This window comes from Streptomyces sp. CBMA156 (assembly GCF_014596515.1).
Lineage (GTDB): Bacteria > Actinomycetota > Actinomycetes > Streptomycetales > Streptomycetaceae > Kitasatospora.
This window is the reverse complement of sequence record NZ_MSJQ01000291.1, coordinates 95,952-117,809: the sequence shown is the minus strand read 5'-3', so window position 1 is coordinate 117,809 and position 21,858 is coordinate 95,952. Positions and strand designations below refer to the sequence as shown.

Annotated in this window: 26 protein-coding genes; 17 read left to right on the top strand and 9 right to left on the bottom strand. The window is 67.8% G+C overall.

The window, feature by feature from the left end:
* Positions 1-338 precede the first annotated feature (338 nt).
* The 16 genes from BU198_RS25510 (at position 339) to BU198_RS25430 (ending at position 12,292) form a co-directional block, all read left to right on the top strand.
* On the top strand, positions 339-827 hold the full coding sequence (locus BU198_RS25510; RefSeq protein ID WP_188299204.1) for a single-stranded DNA-binding protein: 489 nt from the start codon (positions 339-341) through the stop codon (positions 825-827).
* 86 nt (positions 828-913) lie between these two features.
* Positions 914-1,261: a hypothetical protein gene (locus tag BU198_RS25505; protein WP_188299203.1), complete on the top strand. Its 348-nt coding sequence runs from the start codon at positions 914-916 to the stop codon at positions 1,259-1,261.
* Between the two features lie 163 nt (positions 1,262-1,424).
* Positions 1,425-1,781, top strand: coding sequence for a hypothetical protein (locus tag BU198_RS25500; protein ID WP_188299202.1), 357 nt, complete (start codon positions 1,425-1,427; stop codon positions 1,779-1,781).
* 712 nt (positions 1,782-2,493) lie between these two features.
* Positions 2,494-2,751: a hypothetical protein gene (locus BU198_RS25495; RefSeq protein ID WP_188299201.1), complete on the top strand. Its 258-nt coding sequence runs from the start codon at positions 2,494-2,496 to the stop codon at positions 2,749-2,751.
* Positions 2,752-2,997: 246 nt separating this feature from the next.
* A complete protein-coding gene (locus tag BU198_RS25490) occupies positions 2,998-3,600 on the top strand; it encodes a hypothetical protein (protein ID WP_188299200.1) in 603 nt (200 codons plus the stop codon).
* 283 nt (positions 3,601-3,883) lie between these two features.
* Entirely contained in the window at positions 3,884-4,432 is a 549-nt protein-coding gene (locus BU198_RS25485; RefSeq protein ID WP_188299199.1) for a hypothetical protein, read from the top strand.
* 333 nt (positions 4,433-4,765) lie between these two features.
* On the top strand, positions 4,766-6,541 hold the full coding sequence (locus tag BU198_RS25480; RefSeq protein WP_188299198.1) for a PcfJ domain-containing protein: 1,776 nt from the start codon (positions 4,766-4,768) through the stop codon (positions 6,539-6,541).
* A gap of 212 nt (positions 6,542-6,753) precedes the next feature.
* Positions 6,754-7,287 carry an NADAR family protein gene (locus BU198_RS25475; protein ID WP_188299197.1) on the top strand — a complete coding sequence of 178 codons (534 nt, stop codon included), beginning with the start codon at positions 6,754-6,756 and terminating at the stop codon, positions 7,285-7,287.
* Positions 7,284-7,598: a hypothetical protein gene (locus BU198_RS25470; protein WP_188299196.1), complete on the top strand. Its 315-nt coding sequence runs from the start codon at positions 7,284-7,286 to the stop codon at positions 7,596-7,598. The genes BU198_RS25475 and BU198_RS25470 overlap by 4 nt, the downstream gene beginning before the upstream one ends.
* Positions 7,599-7,627: 29 nt before the next feature.
* Positions 7,628-8,071, top strand: coding sequence for a hypothetical protein (locus tag BU198_RS25465; protein WP_188299195.1), 444 nt, complete (start codon positions 7,628-7,630; stop codon positions 8,069-8,071).
* Between the two features lie 195 nt (positions 8,072-8,266).
* Positions 8,267-8,740 carry a hypothetical protein gene (locus BU198_RS25460; protein ID WP_188299194.1) on the top strand — a complete coding sequence of 158 codons (474 nt, stop codon included), beginning with the start codon at positions 8,267-8,269 and terminating at the stop codon, positions 8,738-8,740.
* Positions 8,741-9,258: 518 nt separating this feature from the next.
* Positions 9,259-9,540 (top strand): hypothetical protein, encoded by a 282-nt coding sequence (locus tag BU198_RS25455; protein WP_188299193.1) that lies wholly within the window; start codon positions 9,259-9,261, stop codon positions 9,538-9,540.
* A 247-nt stretch (positions 9,541-9,787) separates the two neighbouring features.
* Positions 9,788-10,666 carry a hypothetical protein gene (locus BU198_RS25450; protein WP_188299192.1) on the top strand — a complete coding sequence of 293 codons (879 nt, stop codon included), beginning with the start codon at positions 9,788-9,790 and terminating at the stop codon, positions 10,664-10,666.
* Positions 10,667-10,991: 325 nt separating this feature from the next.
* Positions 10,992-11,267, top strand: coding sequence for a hypothetical protein (locus tag BU198_RS25440; RefSeq protein ID WP_188299191.1), 276 nt, complete (start codon positions 10,992-10,994; stop codon positions 11,265-11,267).
* Between the two features lie 6 nt (positions 11,268-11,273).
* Entirely contained in the window at positions 11,274-11,576 is a 303-nt protein-coding gene (locus BU198_RS25435) for a hypothetical protein (protein ID WP_188299190.1), read from the top strand.
* Positions 11,570-12,292, top strand: a complete 723-nt coding sequence (locus BU198_RS25430; RefSeq protein ID WP_188299189.1) for a hypothetical protein — start codon at positions 11,570-11,572, stop codon at positions 12,290-12,292. The genes BU198_RS25435 and BU198_RS25430 overlap by 7 nt, the downstream gene beginning before the upstream one ends.
* Before the next feature lie 283 nt (positions 12,293-12,575).
* Here the strand turns inward: BU198_RS25430 and BU198_RS44310 are convergent, their stop codons facing one another.
* The 4 genes from BU198_RS44310 to BU198_RS25410 all read right to left on the bottom strand — a co-directional run bounded on the left by BU198_RS44310 (position 12,576) and on the right by BU198_RS25410 (position 15,724).
* Positions 12,576-12,704, bottom strand: a complete 129-nt coding sequence (locus BU198_RS44310) for a recombinase family protein (protein WP_411293231.1) — start codon at positions 12,702-12,704, stop codon at positions 12,576-12,578.
* Entirely contained in the window at positions 12,701-13,306 is a 606-nt protein-coding gene (locus BU198_RS25420) for a hypothetical protein (RefSeq protein WP_188299188.1), read from the bottom strand. Before BU198_RS25420 ends, BU198_RS44310 begins: the two co-directional genes overlap by 4 nt.
* On the bottom strand, positions 13,294-14,316 hold the full coding sequence (locus BU198_RS25415) for a hypothetical protein (protein ID WP_188299187.1): 1,023 nt from the start codon (positions 14,314-14,316) through the stop codon (positions 13,294-13,296). The genes BU198_RS25420 and BU198_RS25415 overlap by 13 nt, the downstream gene beginning before the upstream one ends.
* Before the next feature lie 145 nt (positions 14,317-14,461).
* On the bottom strand, positions 14,462-15,724 hold the full coding sequence (locus BU198_RS25410; RefSeq protein WP_188299186.1) for an IS701 family transposase: 1,263 nt from the start codon (positions 15,722-15,724) through the stop codon (positions 14,462-14,464).
* Positions 15,725-15,930: 206 nt separating this feature from the next.
* On the opposite strand from BU198_RS25410, the gene BU198_RS25405 reads away from it, so the two are divergent.
* Complete coding sequence (locus BU198_RS25405; RefSeq protein ID WP_223244916.1) at positions 15,931-16,332, top strand: NUDIX hydrolase; 402 nt, start codon at positions 15,931-15,933, stop codon at positions 16,330-16,332.
* A 187-nt stretch (positions 16,333-16,519) separates the two neighbouring features.
* Here the strand turns inward: BU198_RS25405 and BU198_RS25400 are convergent, their stop codons facing one another.
* The 5 genes from BU198_RS25400 to BU198_RS25380 all read right to left on the bottom strand — a co-directional run bounded on the left by BU198_RS25400 (position 16,520) and on the right by BU198_RS25380 (position 21,316).
* Complete coding sequence (locus tag BU198_RS25400; RefSeq protein WP_188299185.1) at positions 16,520-17,872, bottom strand: IS4 family transposase; 1,353 nt, start codon at positions 17,870-17,872, stop codon at positions 16,520-16,522.
* Between the two features lie 98 nt (positions 17,873-17,970).
* Positions 17,971-18,255 carry a hypothetical protein gene (locus BU198_RS25395; protein WP_223244914.1) on the bottom strand — a complete coding sequence of 95 codons (285 nt, stop codon included), beginning with the start codon at positions 18,253-18,255 and terminating at the stop codon, positions 17,971-17,973.
* A gap of 67 nt (positions 18,256-18,322) precedes the next feature.
* Positions 18,323-19,621 (bottom strand): hypothetical protein, encoded by a 1,299-nt coding sequence (locus BU198_RS25390; protein ID WP_188299184.1) that lies wholly within the window; start codon positions 19,619-19,621, stop codon positions 18,323-18,325.
* A 58-nt stretch (positions 19,622-19,679) separates the two neighbouring features.
* Entirely contained in the window at positions 19,680-20,171 is a 492-nt protein-coding gene (locus BU198_RS25385; RefSeq protein WP_188299183.1) for a hypothetical protein, read from the bottom strand.
* Positions 20,172-20,908: 737 nt separating this feature from the next.
* Positions 20,909-21,316, bottom strand: a complete 408-nt coding sequence (locus tag BU198_RS25380) for a hypothetical protein (protein WP_188299182.1) — start codon at positions 21,314-21,316, stop codon at positions 20,909-20,911.
* Positions 21,317-21,858: the final 542 nt, after the last annotated feature.

The following is a 21,858-nucleotide window of genomic DNA, read 5'->3' as shown; positions in this document are numbered from 1 at the left end:
CCTCGCAGTCGGCGACACCGCCATAGCGCGTCAGACAGAAACCGGGTTGCGGGACATTCGAACGTCACGTGAGGGTCTGGTCGGGAAAGCAGCAGGTAAATCTGCGAAGAACGAGAGCCTGATCGGCGAAGCCGATTCGGGACTCGGAATGACGAAGAATTCGATCAGCACAGCTGATTCGGATGAAGCATTGAAAGAGAACATCATCTGACCAGCGAAGCTGATCCGGATGGTGACATGAAGGACAACTAGCCATCTCGGCAACCCAACCCCACCACACCACACCGCGCGGACGGCGACATCGATCCTGGCTCGGTGCTGTTTCGAGGAGAAGACTCATGGCGAACCCCCGCAACAACGGACAGCTCATCGGCCGCGTCGCGAACGACCCCAAGGTCTTCACGAACAAGGACGGTTCCAAGAAGGTCGTCTTCACGGTCTTCACCGACCGCGCCTACACCAACGCCCAGAACCAGCGCGACTCGGACGCCGTGCCCGTCGAGGCATTCGTCCGAGCCCAGACGCAGGGCACGGGCCCCTACGACAACATCCACAAGGGCGACCTCGTCGCCGTCGGCTACACGCTCCGCATGGACAGGTACTCCAAGGGTGGCGAGCCGGTCTTCGACCTGAAGGTGATCTCCGAGAACATCACCTACCTGGAGCCGCGCTCCGTGACCCAGGCCCGTCTGAACGAGCGCGTGCAGAACGCCGAGGCCCGGAACCAGGCCCTGCAGGCCCAGACCCCCGCCCCGGTCGTGGCTGTCGCTCCGGCCGTCGCGTACGCCAGCGCCGTGGACGAGCAGCTGCCCTTCCCGACCGCCTGACCATCTGTCGAGCTTCACCTCTCCCGGCGGTCCTGGTCGAGCTCGCAGAGCGGGCCCATCACCTTCACCAAGCGAAGGAGCAGCACATGGCCAAGTCCCGACTCCGTATCAACCTCACAGGCAAGACCACCAAGCCGCAGGACAAGACCGTCGAGACCAGGCCGCGGTCCCGCCTCCGGATCAACCTCACCGGCAAACGGGAAGAGACCACCGCCACCCTCTACATCGGTGCCTTCGAGTCCCGCTGCGGCCACTGCGGCAGGCCCACTCTCCCGACCGCGCCCCGTCACACCGACGTCTCGGGCTTGACGCCCGAGCCCGGGGCGGGGTGCGGGGCGCGCTTCGTGAACATCGCCAGCGACTCCCACCGCAGCACCGCCGACGACCTGCGCCGCGTCCGGCCCGACCTTCCCCTGCGCAATCACATCGCGTGACGCCGATGCCCCCGGTCGGCGACCTCGTTACCACCCTTGCGCTCCGGCACATCAGTACAGCTACCCCAAGCGGTCGACGACAGATCGGGTGCCGCCGTACCGGGGCCGTCGGAGCCCGTTCCCCCGCCACCGCTCACCCAACTCGCCGAGATGGGAGTACGCGTTGAGCGCCTCCACCCCAACCGTCCCTGCCCGACGCCCCCATCAGCGGATCGTAAACACCGAGATCACCACCCTGGACGTGGGCAGCGCCGAAGGTGTCCGTGAGGCCATCGGCCTTTTCGCCCGCCGAACGCTGAAGGACGCCGCGATCGGGCACGACCGCGACGAGCGCACCCACGCCGCGACCATCCAGGCCCTCAACGTGCTGCTCGACATGCTCAACACCTGCTGTCCCGCCTGCCGGGGCAGGGGAACGCTCGACGACGACGCGTGCCCCAACACGGCTGCCCACCGCCCGTCGTCCCGTCCCTCCGGGGGCGCCCGCCGGCGCGGCTCTTCGGCGTCCTCAACCGGATAACTGCTTCTGAATCACCAGCACAGCTGATGCCGGCGATCGACGACAGACCGCCACGCTTTCTGACGGAACGGTTCGAATCCGCAGTGCGCCGACTGATCCTCGGCGTGCGCCAGTGAGCACACCGTGCAGACCGGCCGCGGAACAGGCTCGATTCCTGAGCGCTGCAGCTGATTCCCGCAGCGCATCCCGGGAGATCTCCGCGGATCCGGCTTCCCCCAGCACCCCGGTGCGCGCTCTGTCTTCGGGCAGCTGCGGCACCGGGGTGCTGTGTTCTTTCGCTTCCTGGCTCGCCTGATTCGCCCCGTGAAGGCGGCGAGCACAAGGGATCAGCGGAGTGATTCGGATCTGGCCCTGAAGAACATCCTCGTCGCGTCAGGAGTCGAGCCATGAACTGCCCGAACTGCACCATCGACATGGAATCGAACGCCCACGGTGTCGGCATCAGCCAGCAGGCCGAGAAGGTCACGCACACGTGCTCCGAGTGCGGCTACAGCGAGACACGCTGAGCGGCTCCTCCTTCCCTCCGACTGCGATCTCGAAGGAGTCTCGAAGGAGACCACGCTCCTCGGACGGCCGTGTGGTCGCTCAGCCGCGGCGGTGGTGTCACCGGCCTGAGCATGCTCGAGCTGTCCCCCACGATGGAATGCGTCCGCCTCGTCGCGCTGCGCAGCTCCTGACCCTCAACACCACACAGCAGAGCAGGAGTCCGACCATGTCCGCCATCACCGAAGAGCAGAAGGTCGCCGCCGTGTACCGCCTCGGTGTGATGACCGCCAAGCACCCCGCGCTGAAGGGCCGCCTGGCAGACACCCGACTCGAACTTGCCGCGGCGATCATCGCCTTGGACGCGGTCGAGGAACGCATCCAGGGCGGAGAGAAGATCCACTCGCTCCAGGAGCAGACCGCCGTCGAGCAGGCGAAGAACGACTATGCCCAGGCCCTAGCCGAGCTTCTGCGGGGAGAGTCATGACCGCCGCAGAGAGCACAGCCCCGACCGCGCTGTTCCGTTGGAGCTGATCTGGCACCTTGCCCCTCCAGCGACGCCGCGTTCCCGTATTCGCTTCAAGCCTGGGCCTTTGGGCCCGTCTGCCCTGAGCTCCACGAGCTCCGCCGGACCCACTTCACCGCCCAGGCCGGCTTTCTCGCCAGATGACTGCGCGTGCGCAGCAACGTCGGCATCACCCCGTCGCGCCCAGAATGAGAGAGGCCCAGCGCCATGTACAACACCCCCTTGCGCCAACGCCTGAGTAACTCGGCGGTCACCGTCGCCGCTATCGCCATCCTGGCCACGGGCCTGGCTGTGTGGAGCAGCCACACTGGAGAACAGCGGAACCAGGAACGCGCCGAGGTGGCAAACACGAAGATCGTCTACGTCCCGGACCCCGCGCAGAAGCTCCTCAGGCGCACTGACGGCTCCTACTACAAGGCAACTCCGCACACCGGCTCCTACGACTACACGACCATCGAAGATCACGACGTCGTCGTGCACAGAAGCGTGTCGGCAGAGGAGCGCATAGCTCAGCCGTCGTTCCTGTGGTACCACTCGACGATCACCAACGACATCACGGTCCGAGTTATCCAGCCACACGCAGCAGACCGTACGCCGCGCGTCGAGCGGTTGCGCTGCACGGTCGAGCCCGTCGATGCGTCGAAGCCGAGCTACACCGGCGACCCGCACGACGGAAGTCGGCTGAAGATCGGATCCGACGAGGAAGGCACGGACGCAGGAAGCCTGAGCAGTCTCTTCTCGAACGGCGGCCGGCAACTGTGCCGGGACCAGATCACGATCCTCGTGGCGGACGGCGGCATCCAGCCGTAGCTGAGTGGAGCTGACCTGTGTGCGCAGGCGGTAATCCCGCGAACTCCCCCGCCCCGCCTGCTGAGCATGACGCTCGCCGGGTGGGGTTCTCTCTACTTCTGCCTGACAGCGGAGCTGATCCTGAATAGTTGTGTGCTGGGGGGCCGACCGTTGCCCTCCACCGTCACGGGGATGAAGCCTTCCTGGCAGCTTTGTGCGAGCCGCTGAACTCGCTTCCGGCGCCACCCACTGACCATCTGAGGAAGGCCAGGCCCGTGCTCGGCCAGCCGGACAAGGATTTCCGATGCCCATCGAACCCGACGTTGCCGCGCTCCTGGCCAGGCTCCCGGAGCGCATGCCCGAACTCCCCGTCGACCCGCGACGGAAGCTGCCCATCCCGGCTGTCTCCCAGCACGGCGACTCCCACGACTTCACCGCCATCAACGGCGAACAGAGCCTGTGGCTCGCCCAGCAGCGCCGCTGCGCGATCTGCGGCGGTGACCTCGGCTACTGGGTGGCGTTCCTCGGCGGGGAGAAGACCTTCCAGCTGCGCGGCTACTCCGACCCACCCATGCACCCTGCCTGCGCGGAGGCGTCCCTGACGCTGTGCCCGCACCTGCGGCTGGAGCGCGCCCGGCGGGCGAGCGAGAACCACGCGCTCGCCGGGGCGACGACCGGTGCCGGGTGGATGGAAGCCAAGCCACAGCGGTGGGTACTGGGCATCACGCGCTCCTACGACATTCTCATGTCGCCTGCCCGGGGAGGCGGTCAGATTCCGATGTTCCGCCCCGCACCATTCAAGGCGCACCGCGTGTTCGGGTACGGCCCTGACGGGTGGATCACCGAACTCTGACCCTGCGGTGGGCGGCTCTCACGGTGTGGCGGGGCGAGACCCAACCCCGGCTCGAATGCCCGCGCGCACCGGGGTGGACGCGTGGGAACGAGGTCGGGGAACGAAGCAGCGCCGAGGGCGTTCCCCCGGTTGGGACGCTGGCGGACGATAGCTGAGGTCCCCACCGAACCCCATCGTATGGAGCACCGTGCTCCTGCGGTGGGGTTCTTCTTTTTTGCAAGCAGATCGGCGAAGCCGATCTCGGGCGCCTCCCAGAAGAGCACTGCCTGCTGGTCAGTGCCGGGCCCTACCGAGCCTTCACAGTCCCTGTTCCACGCTCCGCGGGAGGCAACCATGTCCGAGAACAGCGAGCGCGTACTGCTGCACGTCAAGTTCCTCAACGACCAGATCGAGCCGACCGTCGAAGGCGTCCGCACCGGCGCGAGCCTCCGCATCGTCGCTCGCACCGCACCCGATGGCCGCGTGACCGTGTCGGGCTCCGTGTCGCACCGCGTGCACCGGATGCGCGCCTCCGGAAGGGTCTTCCGCCACTGGCAGACCCAGCAGGCGTTCTCGCTGCTGCGCACCAAGGCGGACCTGGTGGTGCTGCGCGTGCTGGAGAAGACCAGCCGGAAGAACAACACCCAGCACCTCTTCGCCGGCGGCGAAAACCAGCTCGCAGGGCTGCTGTACCGGCTCGGGGAGCAGACCCTGCTGACTCCGATGGGCAACTACACCTGGGACGCACACCGTCAGGACACCCGCTTCGTCGAGGGTCCCGATTTCCAGGCCGTCCAAGGCGGGATCCAGACCCAGATGCGCTCGATCCTTCAGATCCTCCAGAGCGAAATCCTGCACCTGATCGGCGACCTCCCGGCCGCCGGCGAGCGGTTCCCGCTGCTGAAGGAGATCTCTTCCTTCGGGCTCGCACACTCGGGCCAGAAGCACTACCTGGACGCCGAGGACTACAAGACGGTCGCAGAGAACGTGTTCGGCAAGACCCGGTACCGCAAGCCGCTGGCACGCGAGATCCAGCGCCTGACCGAACACATGCTGGCCGGGCAGGGCCGGCATTATCAGTTCCACGATATGAGCGTGCTGAACTGGTTCCGCCTGTTCCGCGGGTTCGTGCCGATCGACTGGATCATCGAGTCGATGCGCCGCACCGAGACGACCCACTACATCGGCCTCAAGCCGGCCGAGCTCGTGCAGGCCCGTGCGCTGTTCCGCCGCGTGCCACAGCCGATCCTGCGGCGGGTCCTCGCCGAGCCGGTCGCGCAGAGCGTCCGGATCATTGGGGACACCGTACGGGACCTCGGCAACGCCCAGACGCAGCTGCGCGACTTGTCCCTGCTGCCCGAACTGATCAAGGCCCGGGGGCAGCGCCGCATCCGCGGCGCTCAGGACCTGGAGACCCTGGTGCGCTCGATGCCCGAGACTCGGGTGGAGAGTCGCTCGCTCGCGCGCTCGAACCAGGCGATCAGCGCCATGATTGGCGAGATGAACGCGCTGCGCGAAATGCACAGCTACAACGCGCAGATCGTCCGGCCTGAAGGCCGTGACCTGCCGTTCGCGACCTGGGAGTTGTGGAAGGACCGAGCGTTCCGCGCGGCCGCCGACGATTTCCTGATCGAGCACCGGCGGGCGCTGATGACAGCCCAGCAGCGCGAATACGAGGCGCGGATCGAGCACGACCGCCAGGAGCGGCTTTCCCGTGAGAAGGAGCTGGCCGCCTGGGCCGCGCACGTCGCCGAGAGGCTCGACGGCATGCACGTGGGCGGGTTCCGGCTCGTCGTCGCCCGCGACACGGACACTCTGACCCGGTGGGGATCGCAGCTCAACAACTGCATCGCCGCCTACACGCACAGGCTGGGCCTGGACGTCTTCGTCGCCGTGATCGACGACCAGGGCGACTCCACCGGCCGCGTACGGCTCAACATCGAGATCAACCACGAGGACGGCATCATGCAGTTCCTCGGCACCAACAACCGCGACGCGGCAAGGGAGCTGGGAGAGAGCGCTGCCCAGCAGGTGCTCGACGCCATCACCGGCGTCGGGATCCCGGTTCACGATCACGCGCTCGGACTGCAGCAACTCGTGCTGCCGGTCCAGGACGCGGTGACCGCGTGATCGAGCCCTCCCCGGCGCAGCACGGGCTGCGCCGGGGAGGGCTTCTGTCCTGCACAGGTGGAGATCCGAGGCTGCGGAGCCGGGCCGACTTCGCGATTCTGGCCCCGACCTCGAGGAGACGACCGTGACCCAGACCAATGATCTGAAACCGATGTTCCGAGACGAACCCGGCTTCCTCTCCGACTTCGACGAGACGTCCTTCGAGACGACCCTTGCTCGCCGGAGGCGGCACGGTCGCCTCAGGCGAGCACGCCTTCAACGCACTGAAGACGATCGACCCCGTCGAGCGGGCCCGCGTGCTCGGCGAGGCCACGCTCGGCGGCGCGAAGCGCGAGGGCCGGTGCGTCTCGCTGCGCCCGGGATGGAACACCGGCGGCCGTGTGCGCGCGATGCAGCAGGTGCTCGTCGCGAAGTTCGCGCTGCCCGACCTGACCGCCCGGCTGGAGGCTACCGGCGACCTCGAGCTTGTGGAGACCAACCGCCGGCACGACCAGTTCTGGGGCTCGTGCTTCTGCCCGGCCCATGTCGGGACGCCGGGTCGGAACATGCTCGGAGAGCTGCTCATGGCGATCCGGGACCGCCGCCGGCAGAGCGCCAGCGGAGAGGAAGTGATCAGGGCCCAGCCGTCTGGAGTTCTGTGTCCTGGGTGGCGGGGCTTCTCGTCTCGTCTGCGTGGATCGGCGGAGCCGATCCGGATTCGCTGCCGAAGAACACCATCAGCAACCGACTTCGAAAAGCGGCCATGACCACGAACACCCAGAACCTCGCGGGCATCCGGTGTCCGAAGTGGTTCAGCGAAGAAGCGTTTGCCGTCCAGATGACGATGAACGTGATCACGTTCGACGACGGAGTCAGCCTCCTGGGTGTCTCCCCGCCGGACAGCGGCCACTTTCCAGGCCGCGTCATTCGGGACGACGGCGGATCCACGGACGACGAGCCGATCCAACGCTTCGTGCGCCGTGGCAGCTGCGGGCACCGCGGCACGGTCGATGAGCCCCCACACGAACGCCATCGCCGCAACCTGACTCGCACGGGCACAGCACACAAGGGCAGCTGATGACCGACCAACCGGCAGAGGAGACCGGGATGAGCGAGATGATCACACCGGCGAGCGCGGTCGCGAAGGCGCTGCAGGCGCTGTTCTGGACATACCCCACATACTCGGGCGACATCCCCGCTGCTGCGGCGCTGACCGTCGCCGACCCTGTCCCCGCAACCAAGCACCGCATCGAACTGCAGCCAGTGGGCCTGGTCAAGCTGCAGCGGATGGTTGAGGCGGAGGCCGACTCCCGCCACCGGGCGCGCCTGGGCGAGGACGGGCTGATCTACCACGCGAACGGCGAGGTCGGCATCAAAGCCAGTGCCGAGATGTACGCCCAGGAGGTCGACGGTCGGGACGACGAGGACGAGGAGGCCGAACTGTCACTAGGTGAATGGATGTGTGTTCACCACGGGACCGGTGGCGGCCCCGGTGAGGACTGCCCGGACTGCCGCGAGCACTGGGGACTCGACCCCGTTCGCCCGCAGTGATCCGTCGGCGGGTATCGCCTTGCCGGCCGGCGACACCTCCGCCACCTCCGGGACCGGGCGCCTTCATCAATGGCTCCGGATGACGTGGCTGCGCGGAGCCCGAACCGGTTGAGACAACTGATCAGAGACGCCCGGAGGCTATCGATGCCGCCGCAGCGTCGCGACCAAACACGGACCTCAGGAGAATCCACCACCATGAGCTTCCTCCGCAGTATCGGTTTCATCGAGTCCGGGGAGCAGGAGCGCGCCCGGCTGGCCACGGCCCCCGAAGGCTCGCTGAACCACTACCTGTCCACTCTGCCCGTGACCATCAACGAGTGGCCCAAAGACCTGCTCGTCGAACTGCCCCGGCGGCAGCCGCACACTGACCGGGCCTACCGTGTCGTCGTCGTTCCGATCGAGTTCCGTGAGGACACTCTGCCCGAGGGGGTCGAGGAGGAGCCGCTGCCGCGCAAGCTTCACCCCGGCTCCTGGTTGTGTGCCGTGGTGTTCTCCGAGCACCCGGACTACCCGGCCGGCGGTTTCCGCATTTCCGTCCCGGGCGCCCAGATCGCCCGAGGCCGGAAGGTTGACCTCGCGAAGGCTCTGGCCTCGTTGCCGTACGTGTCCGGCGATGCTCCGCACGCGCCGGAACCGCAGTGCGGCTCGTGCGGAGCATCGCCGGTCTGATCACCCGCTAACCGGTTCACGGGCGGGATCACCGGTCACAGTCCGTGTGACAACGCGCAGTGTGAGACGCGCCGAGAAGCGCGCAGCCGAAGAGGCCGCGGCGGCAGCGCACGTGTGCGCCGATCAACTCTGCTGCCTTCCGTTCTAACCTCGATCGTTGAGAAGATATCGCCGACGCGTGCCAACATTGCCGTCTGGTACGCCCTCTGGATCCGCGAGCCCGAGCAGGCTGACACACCGCGCCTGTTCGGCGGTCGTGACCTGATGTGCTGGTGTCGTGTCACGCCGACGTACTCCTCTAACTCGCCAACGGGGCCGGCCCGTGAATGAGCCGCCCACGGGTGCCGAGGCTGCAAACGTGGGATAAAGCACCGCATCCCATCAGAGTACGAACCAGTCTGTGTCCGCCGCATCAACGGCATCCCGGACCGGATCCGCACCAGCAGCCGCGTTGACTAAATGCCCGCCCAGGAGGAACTCGTCCTCGAATACCGTGCAGTGACCTTGTGGAGTTTTTGATGAACAGCACTGATTCCCGAGCCGTTCAGTTCGCCGAGTCCCGATACCACAACGGCTATGGGGCGAACGTCGCCGAATCCTGGGACGAACTCCTACCGAGCACCCGACAGTTTCTCGTCAGCGAAGCCGAGTCATGGCTGGGCGCTGCCATCGCAGCCGGACTTATGCCGCCCGCAGCTCCGATCGCCGAGGAAAACGGGCTCCGACCGTGTAGCCACGACGACCCCCACGAGCGGCACGACCGGCCCGGCGTGTGGTGCCCCGACATCGACACCGACTGACCGTGACCACCGAGTGATGCAGCCCCGTTGCTGCTGGAGGGAATCCGCCGGAGGTCTTTCAAGCAACGTGGCCTCGAATCGACAGGAAATCCCGAATGGGACGAGTTGGGGGAGAGGGAGCAGCATGAGGCACGGGCAGTGCGCTGCAAGGCAGCGCCGGGAGTCTCACTGCCGAATCCATCGCATCGGCGCCGGGGAATCCGCCATGACTGCCTCACCCTCCGCCCTCCCAAGAGAGGCCGTACCTGTGTCTGAGCACATCGTGTCCATGCCCGGCAGCACCGACCGGTTCGTGATCACCGACCGGCCGCCGCTCACCCTCACCGATCGTTACCGGCCCCTACCTGCCGGCATGGACCACACCCACTTCACCATCGTGCCCGCCCACCAGGTACGCGCCGGTGACATCGTCGCCGCGTTCTTCACCGACGGCCCCGGCGTCCGGTACGCCGAGCATGTCACCGAAGCGTTCACGGCACGCCCCTGCCCTCTCGGCCCCTGCTCGACCCAGTGCGAGTGCGAGGATTGCGCCACATGCCCGGAGGAGTGCGAGACGTGCGAGGACACCGCCGCGCGCGGTCTCCCGGCAGACCAGTACATAGCCCTGGCCGCCGCCGATCAGAAAGCGGACTGCGTCATCGTCGCCCGTGACACGCCTGTCGGGATCGTCTCCGCCAGCATCGCCGTCCGCTTCCCGTCCCTGGACTCCGCCCCGCCGCTCCCGGACCTGTTTACCCTGGACGACGGCCAGCACGGCCCCTACGAAGCGCTGCCCGTTACCCGCACGTGGCGCCCGCAGGACGCCATCAGGGTCACCCGCGCCACGGCCGAGCAGATCGTCGCCGACCTTCCCGCGAGCCGCGCCGGCCGTGGCATCCGGTTCCAGTGGATGGGCGACTGGCTGCTCATCACCGGCAGCCCCCGCTCCTGCCCTCACCCGTTCCGGGAGATCGTCGAACCGGACGCGGACGGCCGCTACCGGATCGGCGGCCTGTGGGCGTGGAAGGAGTGGCCCGGCGGGGACGTGGACCCGCAGGTCGACACCGAACCGGACCCCACCGAGGCCAGCATGGAGAAGATCTACCCCGATAACCCAACCCACGACGAACTCCCGCCTACTTCATGACCGTTGGAGCACGACCACTACACCACTCCACGGGACACGACCCCTCCGCGCCTATTGACTTCTTCGAGCCCCGCGCCCACTACGTCGACGAGGACGGCTTCAAGGCCCCCGAGTAGACGCGCACCTTCCAGTGCGAGCACATTGCCCTCCACCCCTGCCCGGGTGCCGGCCCGCGTGCCTTCGGCTTCGTGCGCAACAAGGCCCCGGACTCCGAGTGGTTCTCCACCGCCCTGACCCCGGCCGACCGCATCACGGCAGGGGCAGGCCAGTTGCGGAGCTTGCCCGGCTCCGCTCCACGGTGTGCCCAGCACCGGGCGACCGCCCGGTGCTGGGCCAGCCAGACCGACTCTCGCTGACCGCCGGGGCGATCCGTGGCGCCCTGGGCCGGATCGCCGAGCTGCTGGACGAGCCAGAGAACCGTCCGTGGCACCGCGACGTGCTGGCTCAGGACCTGGCCGCGCAGCTGCGGACGGCGCTCGACCACGCGCACGCCGTCGAGGCGACCGGGCAGACGGACGAGCAGCGGGCCAGCCGCACCTACAACCACATCCTGGCCAGCACCGTCGCGCTCACCCTCGTCCTGCCGCCCGACGGGGACTAGGTCACCGTGCACATCGAGCACACCCACGGCCGCGGCGACCGGCAGCAGAGATGGACCGTGCTCCGCTCCGACAGCCCGCTGCTGGACCCGGAGCTGGATGGCGCGGAGCACCTGGCGATCCAGGCCGCGCTGGCGACCCTGGCCGAGACCCTAGGCCAGCACCTGCTGTTCGACGACGAGAAGGACCAGAAGTCGGTGTCGCCGATCCGGATCCGATATACCGCAGACGACGCGGGCCCGCGTCTGGACCTGCCGCCCGCCCCCTTCAACCTGCTTGCCCCGCGTATGCCGCAGGACGAACCGTGCTGACCGTCGTCGACGCCGTCCGCGGCCCCGGTCTCGACACCTCCGACACCCCCTGGGCCGACCATGCAGCCGCCATGGCCGACCAGTGGCTCCACGATTTCGCGTGGCGGGGCATGCCCCTGGCTGAGTTCGTCACTGGTATCGACGTCTCCTTCCAGAGCGGCCCCGCCACGCCGCTGTGGCGCAGCAAGGGCCTGGGCCACCCCCTGCCGTCCGACCCGGCGCCGACCGAACTGGGGTCCCTGGACAACGCGCCTTTCGACATGTGGCACCTCTGGTGGTTCCACCTGGTCGGCGCCTGGCACCTAACGGGAACGTGGCTGCACCCCGAGACCTCCTTCAGCATCGACCAGTTCGCCTTCGCCGAGCAGCAGGCCCACCTCTACGTGGGCTGCCACGACCGTGAGAACCCAACAGCACCCCGCAGATACGATCCGAGCCTCAACCCCGTCACCAACGACCAGGGCGTGGTCGTGTTCCCGCTGCGGACCTTCCGCACCCTCGACTTCCACGCCGCCGGGTACGGTCCGGAAGCGTCGATGCTGCTGTGCGCCGGTACCGCCGTGGCCGAGTCCGCGATCCACGAGGCACTGGAGATGCACCAGCTGTTCCCGGGCCAGCCCGTCCTCGACCCGCACATCGCCGGTCTCACCATCGACGTGACCGTCCACTGGGCGTCCGGCACGATGCCGACCACCGGCTGGGCCCACGCCCAGTGAGCTGCATCTACTCGGGACAAGAGTCGTTCAGGCTGAGCAGCGGGGCTCCTGCGTCGCGAGAGTGGGCCTACCCCTGAAGCGTCCTCCTGTCCGACGGGGGCTTGATCCCTCGTCGGACAGGAGAACGCCGGAGCTCGTACCCGTCAGCTGACATCGTGAACATCATCGGAAACAGCTCCTCGGCGCGGGGCTCCATGAGACTGCGCAGCGTCGCACCTTTCGCGTTGACCAGCCCAACGCCGGCCCGCAACGCCTCAGAGGTCCGTCCGAGCCTGTCGTACCGTCAGACGACGACTCCGTCGCCGGCTTGCAGCTCCGCGACCAGCTCGCGCAGCCCTGTGCGGTCAGCGCCTGCTGTGGTCCCTGAGACGCCCTCGTCAGAGAAGATCGGGACCGCGCCGACCGACTTCACGTCTCGGCACGCTGCAGATCCGCGGATCCGCGCGCCGTTGCCACGTAGCCGAACATCCTTGTCGGCTGATGCGGCTCCGTAACACTGTGCGGCATCGCACCCCTCTCCTCGATCGCAGCGGCGGCGTCGCCACCCCCGACCTCGCGGTTGGAGACGGCCACCTCGTCGTCCGGCTCCAGGTCCGCGATCACCTCATCCAGGACCGGACGGTCGGAAGCCGTCGACTCCTGAAGCCGTCGCCGGTTCTCCACGGCTGTCGCAGAGTCCTCGAACGCGCACGTGTACAGGTTCAGCGTCTCTTCACGGGCGGACTCGGCACGGGCTGCGGCGTCCTCCATACGCTCGCACTCGGCGACGAAGTCCGACAGGGCGCCCGCCGCGCGGTAGACCTCGGCCGTCTCCTCGTAGTGGGCTGCGTCCGGCTTCGCGCGGTGCACGTCGTCGTACGCCTCCTCGCAGGACCGGACGGCCGACCACACGTCCCCGGCAAGCGCATCGTCCTCGCGGACCCGCTCTCCAGACTCCCGCGCCCGCTCCAGGTCGCCGACGGCGAGTACCACCGCCGCGTAGACACGGGCGCGGGCTGTCGTCAGCCGCTCCACCGCCGCCTCCCACACAGCCGCCGTTCGTCCGGACGCCGCGCGCTCTGCCCGGGCCTCGTCGCGTTCAGCCAGCCCGGCACGATCGGCCCCGGACCGAGCCTCCGCACGCTCGCCGTCATAGTGTGCGTCCCAGTACAGGGCATGTTTGAAGTCCTGATTGCCCTGGTGTGCAGTCTGGGCGGTGGTGAGTGCCGCCCACTCGACAGAGGCGTACTCCGCAAGGCGGGTCGGCTCCCCAAAGCTGTTGTGCGGGTACTTGGACCAGCCGGCCAGGTGCTTGCGGTCGTTGCTGGTGCCAAACCCCTGGGGTTCTTGCGGACGGCGGCCGCCGCCTTCCGCAGAGCCTCGGCGCCGCACCCCTCGATCTGGTCGGCCACGGCCAGAGTGAACGCCACGGCGGCGGCGTCGACACAATCACCGGCCATCAGCGAGGCTGAGGTGTACCGCGACGGGAAGTAGACCGACCGGTCCGAGTGTTTCGACTTCCCCCAGGCGTCGTACTGCGCCACGAACGACCGCAACGGATCGCCGTGCCCGGCGTGCGTGACGCCGTCGTAGTCCGTGTGGCCGTCGAACCATGCGCACCAGGCTCGTGAGGAGTCCGCGAACATTTTGATCAGCCCGGCGTACCCCCGCGCCGACGGCTCATGGCCCGACTCGGCCAGCCACCTGAGCCACTCGGCCTCCCGGGCGTTCAGCCACTCCTGCGCCTCCTCGATGATCGGAGCGGCGAGCGCCTCCCCGGCCACCTTGACGTGCTCCCCGGCCAGCACGATCGCACGCCGCCACGACGCGCACCCCCGGGCGTCGTCGCCGTTCGTCTCCACCAGCCACGCCCGCGCCGCGCTCACAGCGCCGGTGGCCGACCGCGCCACGGTCTCGGCTTCCGCGTAGGCGGCGGAGACCAGCTCTACCGCCCGTGTGCCCGTCGGCGTGGAGCCGTCGAGGGCGTCGAACACATTCCGCGCGTCGCACAGGGCGGCACTGACCTTGACCACGGCACCGTCCATCTGCCGGATCCACTCCGCGGCGTCCTTTCATCCGAGCCATCAACTGGGCGACGTCGTAGGGCGTATAGAACTGGCCGAGCCGCTCGTTGCCGAGCTCCAGCTCCATGTAGAGGTGGCCTAGTACTCCAGCCGTAGATCGTGATCTTCATGGCTGGGTGGCGGCTTGCCGTCGGTAGTGGCAGTCGCGGGCGCGGGCGCGGGCTTGGTGGCGGCGGCGCCAGTGCGACCAGCGGAGTCGGTGTGCGAGGCCGTGGGCCGGGCTAGTCAGGGTGGTGAACAGGCGCTGGATCTCGTTGCAGGTCAGGGGGATCAGGTCGTCGGGAGCGGGATGGTTGCGGCGTTCGGCGGCTGCGGTGACGGCGAGGAAGGCGTGGGCGAGCATCGCGAGGGTGACCCAACGGTGCCAGGAGGTCCAGCGGCGGACCTGGTGCTCGTCCAGCCCCGCCAGGCCCTTGCCGGCCTGGAATGTCTCCTCGACCGTCCAGCGTCGCCCGGCCACCCGCACCATGTCGGACAGCGGGACGGAGCGGGGTGAGAAGCAGCGGTAGAAGGCGAGTTCGCCGCTTCGCTGATTGCGGCGGACCAGCAGCCACCAGTGCCCGGGCCGATCGGCAGGTCCGTGGATGTCGACCTGGGCCCAGTCGTAGTACCGCTCGCCTTTGGCGCCCGCTCCGGCCGAGCGCCGCTGCCAGGCCCGCCTCGGAATCTTCGCCGCGATGGCCTTGGCCGGGAACTCCCCCGCGTCGGTGGCGACTTGGTGGGTGCTGGAGACTGCCAGGACGTAGCCGGTCCGGCGTTCTTCCAGCGCGGTCCGCAGGTGCGGGTTGTCGCCGTAGACCTCGTCGCCTGCTACCGAGCGGGCGGGAGTGCCCGCGTCGAGGGCCCATCCGATCATCCGGGCCGCCAGTACCGGCTTCGTTGCGAAGACGAGGTCGTCGGGGATGCCGGCGGCCCGGCAGCGGTCGGGGTCGCCGGTCCACGATCGCGGCACGTACAGGGCCCGGTCGATCGCGGCGTGCCCGCGGGCGGCGGAGTAGACGAGGTAGACGGCGACCTGGGAGTTCTCGATCCGGCCGGCGGTGCCGGTGTACTGGCGCTGGACGCCGACCGTGGCGGCGCCCTTCTTCAGGTCGCCGGTCTCGTCGACCACCAGCACGGCCTCGTCGTCGGCCAGGTGCTCCACCACGTAGGCGCGTACGTCGTCGCGGACCGCGTCGGCGTCCCACTTCGCGCGGTGCAGCAGGTGCTGCATACCGTCCGGGGTGGCGTCGCCCGCGTGTTCGGCCAGGGTCCAGCAGTTCTTCCTCGGCAGGTCGGACAGCAGGCCCAGCACCAACGCCGTTGCGCGGCGGCGTGGTTCGACCCGGGCGAACCGGCCCGCGATACGGCCCGTCAGCTGGTCGAACATCGACCGCCATCGGGCAGGCACTACGCTGTGACCTGCGGCCACCGCCTGATCTTCGTTTGTCGACACAACTCACGATGATCAACGGTGGCCGCAGCCGTCTCCGCACCGGCCCCGACCGGCAAGATCACGATCTACGGATGGAGCGCACACTACTGTGATCGTCCGCCGGCGGCAGCGATGGACTGCCATCACGTACGGTCTGCGGCATGACGGTAGAGGAACCGAAGACCCCAGTGCCTCGGGTACAGCTCGTTATTGGCATCATCCGCAGAGGCAACGAGGTCCTGCTCGTGCAGGAGAGCCTCGGCGCCGACGGCGAGATTCTCTGGTCGCTGCCCGGGGGCGGGGTCGAGGACGGCGAGCTCATGCACGAAGCCCTCCGGCGCGAGATACAGGAGGAGACCGGGCTGCTGGTAGGCGATCCGGTGCGGACCGCCTTCCTCATGCACATCGACTCCCAGCGGTACCCGTCGGCGCTGGCCGTTGCTTTCGAGATCGACGAGTGGTCCGGGAGCGTCCAGCCGGAGGACGACGACATCAAACAGGCCGCCTTCTTCCCTCTATCCGACGCGCTGAAGCTGCTCGGTGAGTTGGACAGCGCAACATAGCGGGAGCCCATTGTTGGCTATCTGACCGGGGATGCCGCGCCGGGGACCACCTGGCTGTACCGCAACCGGGGAAAGGTCGAGACGCTCGTCGCCCGTTGGTGACGCCAGGCACGGCCCGCATGGAGATCACGAACTACGGCTGGAGTACTAGCACCAACGCCGTTCAGTTAAGCCGGGCTGGGTGGCGTCAAGGGTCGGTCGTGAGCAGGTTGATGATGATGGTGGCCTTGTAGGTTGTCCGGTCGATGGCGGGTCCGCGTGCGTTGTACTTGGAGATCGCTCGTTTGACGATGCGGTCTTTGGTGCGGACCCGCCGCTTGGGCAGGAGCTGGGCCAGGACGTGACGGCCGATGACTCCGACCAGGTCGATGGTGGTGTCGGCGATGATGCCCGCGGCCAGCACGAGCTGGTCGCGGGCAGCGGACAGGGCGATGGTGAAGCCGGCCCGGTCGGGATCGGTGCCCGGGACGCTGTCGATGGCGTCGGTCATCGCGGTCCGCAGCGCCTGGTAGGCGACCAGCAGTGCCCAGATCTCCTGCTCGACTCCGGTCGGGGTGCGGGCGCGCAGGACCCGTCCTCCCAGGATCGTGGACTTCAGCTCTGCGTAGGCCGTCTCGATCTCCCAGCGCTCGTGGTAGAGCCGGATGAGCTCTCGGGCCGGGTGCGTGGACGGATCGGTGAGGGTGGTCAGCAGCCGGTAGTGGCCGGTGCGGACCCCGCGGGACGTGACGATGCCGATCTCGGCATCGATGACCCGCACGGTCAGCGCGCCGAGCCGGGCCAGGAACGAGCCGTCCCGGCAGCGGGCCACCGGGGGGAGCCTGCGTCCGTTCTTGCACCGCACCAGCAGGTGTGCGCCGGTGGCGGCCAGGCGGTTGAGCAGGTCCGCGGCGGCGAAGTTTCGGTCGCCCAGCAGCAGCATCCCGGCCCTCAGATCACCTGCCAGCCGGCCGGCGTACTCAAGCTCGCCGGTGGTGGCCGGGCCGAACACCGCCCCGATCACCGCCCTCGTCCCGCAGGCCACCAGTGCCGCCAGCCGGACCTGCGGATAGCCCCCGCCTCCGTTGTTGCACCGGTGCTTGGCGAACACCGCGAGGTTCGCCGGGGCATCCGGCACCGGCAGAAGTGTGCCGTCGACCGCCACCACGCACAGCCCACGCCACCGTGTCTGGGCCGCCGTCGTGGGTGCTGGGCCGCGTACCAGGTCGAACAGCGCCTTCAAGGGCGCCGGCCCCAGACGTTGGCGGGCCTGCCGTAGCGCGCTGGCACTCGGCCTGGTCGGCTCCGAGCCCGTCAGACCCGCGCACATCCGGTCGAAGACCTGCCGGTAGCCCAGCCCGGCGAACAGCGCCCCGGCCAGCAGCAGGTACACGGTGACCCGCGCCGGCACCAGCCGGACCCGCTGCTGCACCGTCTTCGTCTCGGCCAATACCTCATCGACCATCTCGAAGGGCAGGATCCGGGTCAACTCGCCGATATGACCCGGCGCGAACGCCCCGGTGGCTCCCCCGACCGTCCGCGTTGTGGCAGCCTGTTCCAACAGCGGAGCTCCCGTGGTGAGGATGTCTTGGAGTGACAGACCTCTTCTACGGGAGCTCCGCTGCTTTGCCTACCGCCCTTGACATGCAGGCCCCACACCTAACTGAACGGCGTTGGTACTAGCACGTCACGGGGAGCGTGCTGCAGCTCCATGGCCAACAGCGCCATGGCGTGCGCGAAGCGATTCAGCTCTTCTCCGCCGTAGCGACCGGCGATCTGGAGGTACTGCCTTTCGCGAGCTTCCCAGGACGTGCTTCCGCGGACGTCCACGGCGTTGCGCAGAGCAAGCGCCGCCATCTCGACAAAGTGGTCGAAGACATCGCTCATCCGCTTCGCGCCGGTGTTCGCCGCCAGCAACTTCACGATCTCGCGTAAGGCGCTCACGACGTCGGCTCGATGGTGCTTGTCTCGGCCGTTGCGACCTTCGAGACGGCACTCAGCGCCTCGCTCGTCACACCGCTTCCTTGGTGCGCTTGCCCCCGGTCTTCGCAGCGAGGGCCTGCTGCTCGACGTGGCGGGCCGCGATGTACAGGCCCTCGCGGTTCAGGTGCCGCGAGTAGCTCGAGTCGAGGTAGAGCACGGGCACGTCGCCCGCGGCCTTCAGCAGCGCCGGGTGCAGCAGGTGCTTGATCGGACCCGAGCCGCCGCCGTAGACGTAGACGACCTCGGTCGTCGCGCCGGCTTGCGAGAGGACATCGCCGAAGGAGGAGACGATCTCGTCGACCAAGTAGCCAGCTTCGTCCTCGACGAAGCCGGCGGCCCGCTGGTGACGGTTCCTCACCAGCACGGACGGCTTCGCGTGGAGGAAGTCCGCCAGCTGCTTGCGCGAGGAGAACTGCAGCGTGGCGTCCGACTCGCTCATACGCTCCATGGCGTTCATCAGCGCGGTGCCGTAGCCCTCGTCGAGCGTGGCGGCAGCCTCGGCGTTGAACCGCCCGTCGGTGAAGACCGGGAAGTTCACGGTGCCCTCGCCGACGTCGACGCCGATGGTGTGCTGGACCGCCACCAGATCGGAAGCGGAGACACTCTCGACGATGGACGCGTCACGGGCGCGCAGATCATCGAGAAGAGCCTGGGCCAGCGGCTCGCCCTTGTCGGTGATGGCGAACTGCGCGGAGGCACCCTCGGCCATCACCTGCACGTCGACGAACTGCAGGCGCACCGAGACCGGGGTGCTGAAGTTCTTGATCGTCACCAGGTGCACCGCAGGGTCGGAACTACCCAACAGGCCGACGAACTCGGCGGCGTAGGCGTGGCGGCGTGCGACGAACTCGGAGATCGGCAGCGCCAGGCCGGCACGCACGTGCACGCGCAGCTCGTGATCGGGCAGCGCGTCGTTCTCCCTGACGTAGTCGCGCAGGGCCTTCGCGGCGAAGACACCCAGGACCAGGACCTTGCTCAGCTCCTGATCGGCCTTGGAGTGCTTGCCCAGCACCTCGAACTCGGTGAACTTCGAGCCGCGTACGCTCAGCGCCGCCCGGCCGAAGATCCGGCGGTCTGAAGCCGTCACCAGGGGAGTGGTGAGCGAGCAGTCGATCTGGTTGTAGAAGTCGCCGGCCATCACGGTGGCCGCATCCGCGTCGGGGAGCGGCACCTTCGGTGAGGTGCGGGAAGTCGAGACGACCGCGCTGGGCAGATCGATCTCGTCGAAAGCGTTCTGCTTCGTGTTCTGGATGACGCCCTTGACGTAGCCGTTGCCGACGTCGATGCCGCCGGTGAGGGTGATGATGTCGGTGGTGTTCGTGCTCATGGATTCGGTCCCTCGGTGTCTGCGTTGTCTGTCTGGAAGGTGGGAGCCACCGCGTCACTCAGCGCCGAGTGCTCGCCATGATTTCGTCGATGGACGCCTGCTTCGGCGGCTCCGGCGGTGGGATGGGGGCGGAAGCCCCGGTCGTCTCGACCAGTGCGGGGGCCGGCTCGGGCCGGGGCACCGGCGCTGGGGCTGTCCGCTCGACGACGACGTCGGCCTGGTCGGTGACGAAGGGTTGCTGCTGTGGCTGGACTGGCCGGACGGCCGGACGGGGCTCGGCTGTTGCTTCGTCGTCCTCACGCTGCTCGGCAATCTCCAGCGGAGGTCGGCCACGCCGCGGCAGCTGATCGACGGGCTTGTAGAAGACGTCGATATACCCGTCGCGCTGAATGGACTCCCGAATGAGCTGTCGCAGCGACTGTGAGATGTTCTCCTGCCGATCAAGCCACTCGATCACCGAGGTATCGGCAGCGGGCACGGTCCAGCGAACCTTACGAGGTTCACCCGACTGATTTGCCATCGCACTCACCTCGCCCGGCTGCTTGCTCATGCACTTCATCCAGTCGCTCACCGAATGTCTCGCGCCCTGCCATATGGACTCACCGCCTTCCATGTTTCTGCTCGAATGCGAGTTGATGCAGCGTCACTCTAGTGGCTCTATTGAGTCGTTTGCAAGTCCCATTCCGTACGCGAGTGAGGCACTATTGAGGTCCCTGTCGAGTACTGGCAGGTACACCAGCGAGACGCCGTCGCGCCCCACCCGGGACGACCGCATGCAAGCCGCCGACGCCGTGCGCCGACAGGCTCTACGTGTGACGTGACGAGGGCTCCCGCAGGATATCCGCGAGACACGTGAGGTCACTGCGCCGTCCCCGGGGGAACCGCATTCGAGTGCATATGGCGTCCCGCGGGCGTCCTGGCTGTGGCTCCTGAAGGAACTCACCGGTCGCCGCTGCCCAGTCGTGTACTCCACGAGCATCGCGTGCGACACCGGGACGGCATTGTTGGAGCGCTCGCGACACGCTGTGAGGACACTCCTGGGACTCTGAGAGGGACAGTGGCGACAGTCCGCGTCTCACGTGTGTCGCAATCGCGTCTCCTGTACGTCCCAATGGGTCGCCTCGAAGACGCGAAGGAGACGCCTTTCGCTGCCGTTTCGTAGGAAGGAAACGCTTGTCTGCGCTTCACGCCGAATCGCGGCGGTCGGTAAGCGGTGGGTGCCATCGGCTCGCTCGATGGACGGACGGGACGGGTGTTGTGCCCGCCGTTCCTTGAGTCGGCGCTGTCTCACCCAGGCGCCGCGCCCGGCCGCGGCAACTCTGCCGCCAGCTCCTCGCGAGTGAAGCCGATCGACTGGTCACAGGCACCGGGGTGGTCTTCGACGAGCAGGCACACCTCAGAGACGACGACCTTCTCGCACCCCGGCGCGATCCGCAGCTCCCGTCGGCCCTCGTCGTCCCAGAACAGCCACCACAGCGCGAGTCCCCCGGGCTCGTACTGCATCTGCGGACACACTGCGTGCTGCGCAGCGGACCCGTGTGCACCGAAGTCGCAGCCGAGCGGCTCGGTATCAACCTCGAAGTCCGCGCCAGGCAGTGCGTTCAGGGCGCGCACCTCGTCGTCCGTCGGCGCCACTTCCGCTGTGCAAGGCATGGGCATGGGGTTCTCCGACTCCAAATCGAGTGACAGCGTCACTCTTCAGGCTCGGTAGACACCGGAAACGGCAATAGATCTTGAAAGTGTCATGGCGACCTGCATCACAGTGGCTTGTGGGGTGGGGGGCCCTGGGCACCGCAGTCAGTGCCACACGATGGTGCAAGGCCAGCTGCGCTGGCCGCGGCGCACGATGGAGCGGAGCGCTATCCAGAACCGAAGCAGCAGCGTCGCGAGAGACCGGATCCACTGCGCGGCGAGGGCTCTGCCATGTGCGGCAGCAGAGCGATGAACCGGGGTTGCGCCCGTCGGGAGCAGACCCGTACCCCATGTTCATCCGTCCACGTTCGTGCCTTACGTGGACGGATGAACATGGGGTACGGCCGTATCACGGACGGCAAAACAACAGTACAGCCCCAAGGCGCAATGACCAGGGGAAACAGGCCGTACCGTACCCCCGCTGCTCGCCGAAGGGGAGGGGTACGGGTGCAAGGGGTACGGCCTGTTTCCCCTGGTGTTCCAGGCATTCGCCAACGCTCCAGCCGTGGAACAGCGTCGGCCACGACACGGAAGCGAAAGGGCAT

What these genes read in the sequence shown, in the direction of transcription:
- BU198_RS25470 (WP_188299196.1), top strand. Translation starts at nt 7,284, where the DNA reads ATGACCACGAACACCCAGAACCTCGCGGGCATCCGGTGTCCGAAGTGG.
- BU198_RS25455 (WP_188299193.1), top strand. Translation starts at nt 9,259, where the DNA reads ATGAACAGCACTGATTCCCGAGCCGTTCAGTTCGCCGAGTCCCGATAC.
- BU198_RS25405 (WP_223244916.1), top strand. Translation starts at nt 15,931, where the DNA reads ATGACGGTAGAGGAACCGAAGACCCCAGTGCCTCGGGTACAGCTCGTT.
- BU198_RS25410 (WP_188299186.1), bottom strand. Translation starts at nt 15,724, where the DNA reads ATGTTCGACCAGCTGACGGGCCGTATCGCGGGCCGGTTCGCCCGGGTC.
- BU198_RS25485 (WP_188299199.1), top strand. Translation starts at nt 3,884, where the DNA reads ATGCCCATCGAACCCGACGTTGCCGCGCTCCTGGCCAGGCTCCCGGAG.
- BU198_RS25510 (WP_188299204.1), top strand. Translation starts at nt 339, where the DNA reads ATGGCGAACCCCCGCAACAACGGACAGCTCATCGGCCGCGTCGCGAAC.
- BU198_RS25415 (WP_188299187.1), bottom strand. Translation starts at nt 14,316, where the DNA reads ATGGACGGTGCCGTGGTCAAGGTCAGTGCCGCCCTGTGCGACGCGCGG.
- BU198_RS25480 (WP_188299198.1), top strand. Translation starts at nt 4,766, where the DNA reads ATGTCCGAGAACAGCGAGCGCGTACTGCTGCACGTCAAGTTCCTCAAC.
- BU198_RS25390 (WP_188299184.1), bottom strand. Translation starts at nt 19,621, where the DNA reads ATGAGCACGAACACCACCGACATCATCACCCTCACCGGCGGCATCGAC.
- BU198_RS25385 (WP_188299183.1), bottom strand. Translation starts at nt 20,171, where the DNA reads ATGAGCAAGCAGCCGGGCGAGGTGAGTGCGATGGCAAATCAGTCGGGT.
- BU198_RS25465 (WP_188299195.1), top strand. Translation starts at nt 7,628, where the DNA reads ATGAGCGAGATGATCACACCGGCGAGCGCGGTCGCGAAGGCGCTGCAG.
- BU198_RS25495 (WP_188299201.1), top strand. Translation starts at nt 2,494, where the DNA reads ATGTCCGCCATCACCGAAGAGCAGAAGGTCGCCGCCGTGTACCGCCTC.
- BU198_RS25460 (WP_188299194.1), top strand. Translation starts at nt 8,267, where the DNA reads ATGAGCTTCCTCCGCAGTATCGGTTTCATCGAGTCCGGGGAGCAGGAG.
- BU198_RS25490 (WP_188299200.1), top strand. Translation starts at nt 2,998, where the DNA reads ATGTACAACACCCCCTTGCGCCAACGCCTGAGTAACTCGGCGGTCACC.
- BU198_RS25505 (WP_188299203.1), top strand. Translation starts at nt 914, where the DNA reads ATGGCCAAGTCCCGACTCCGTATCAACCTCACAGGCAAGACCACCAAG.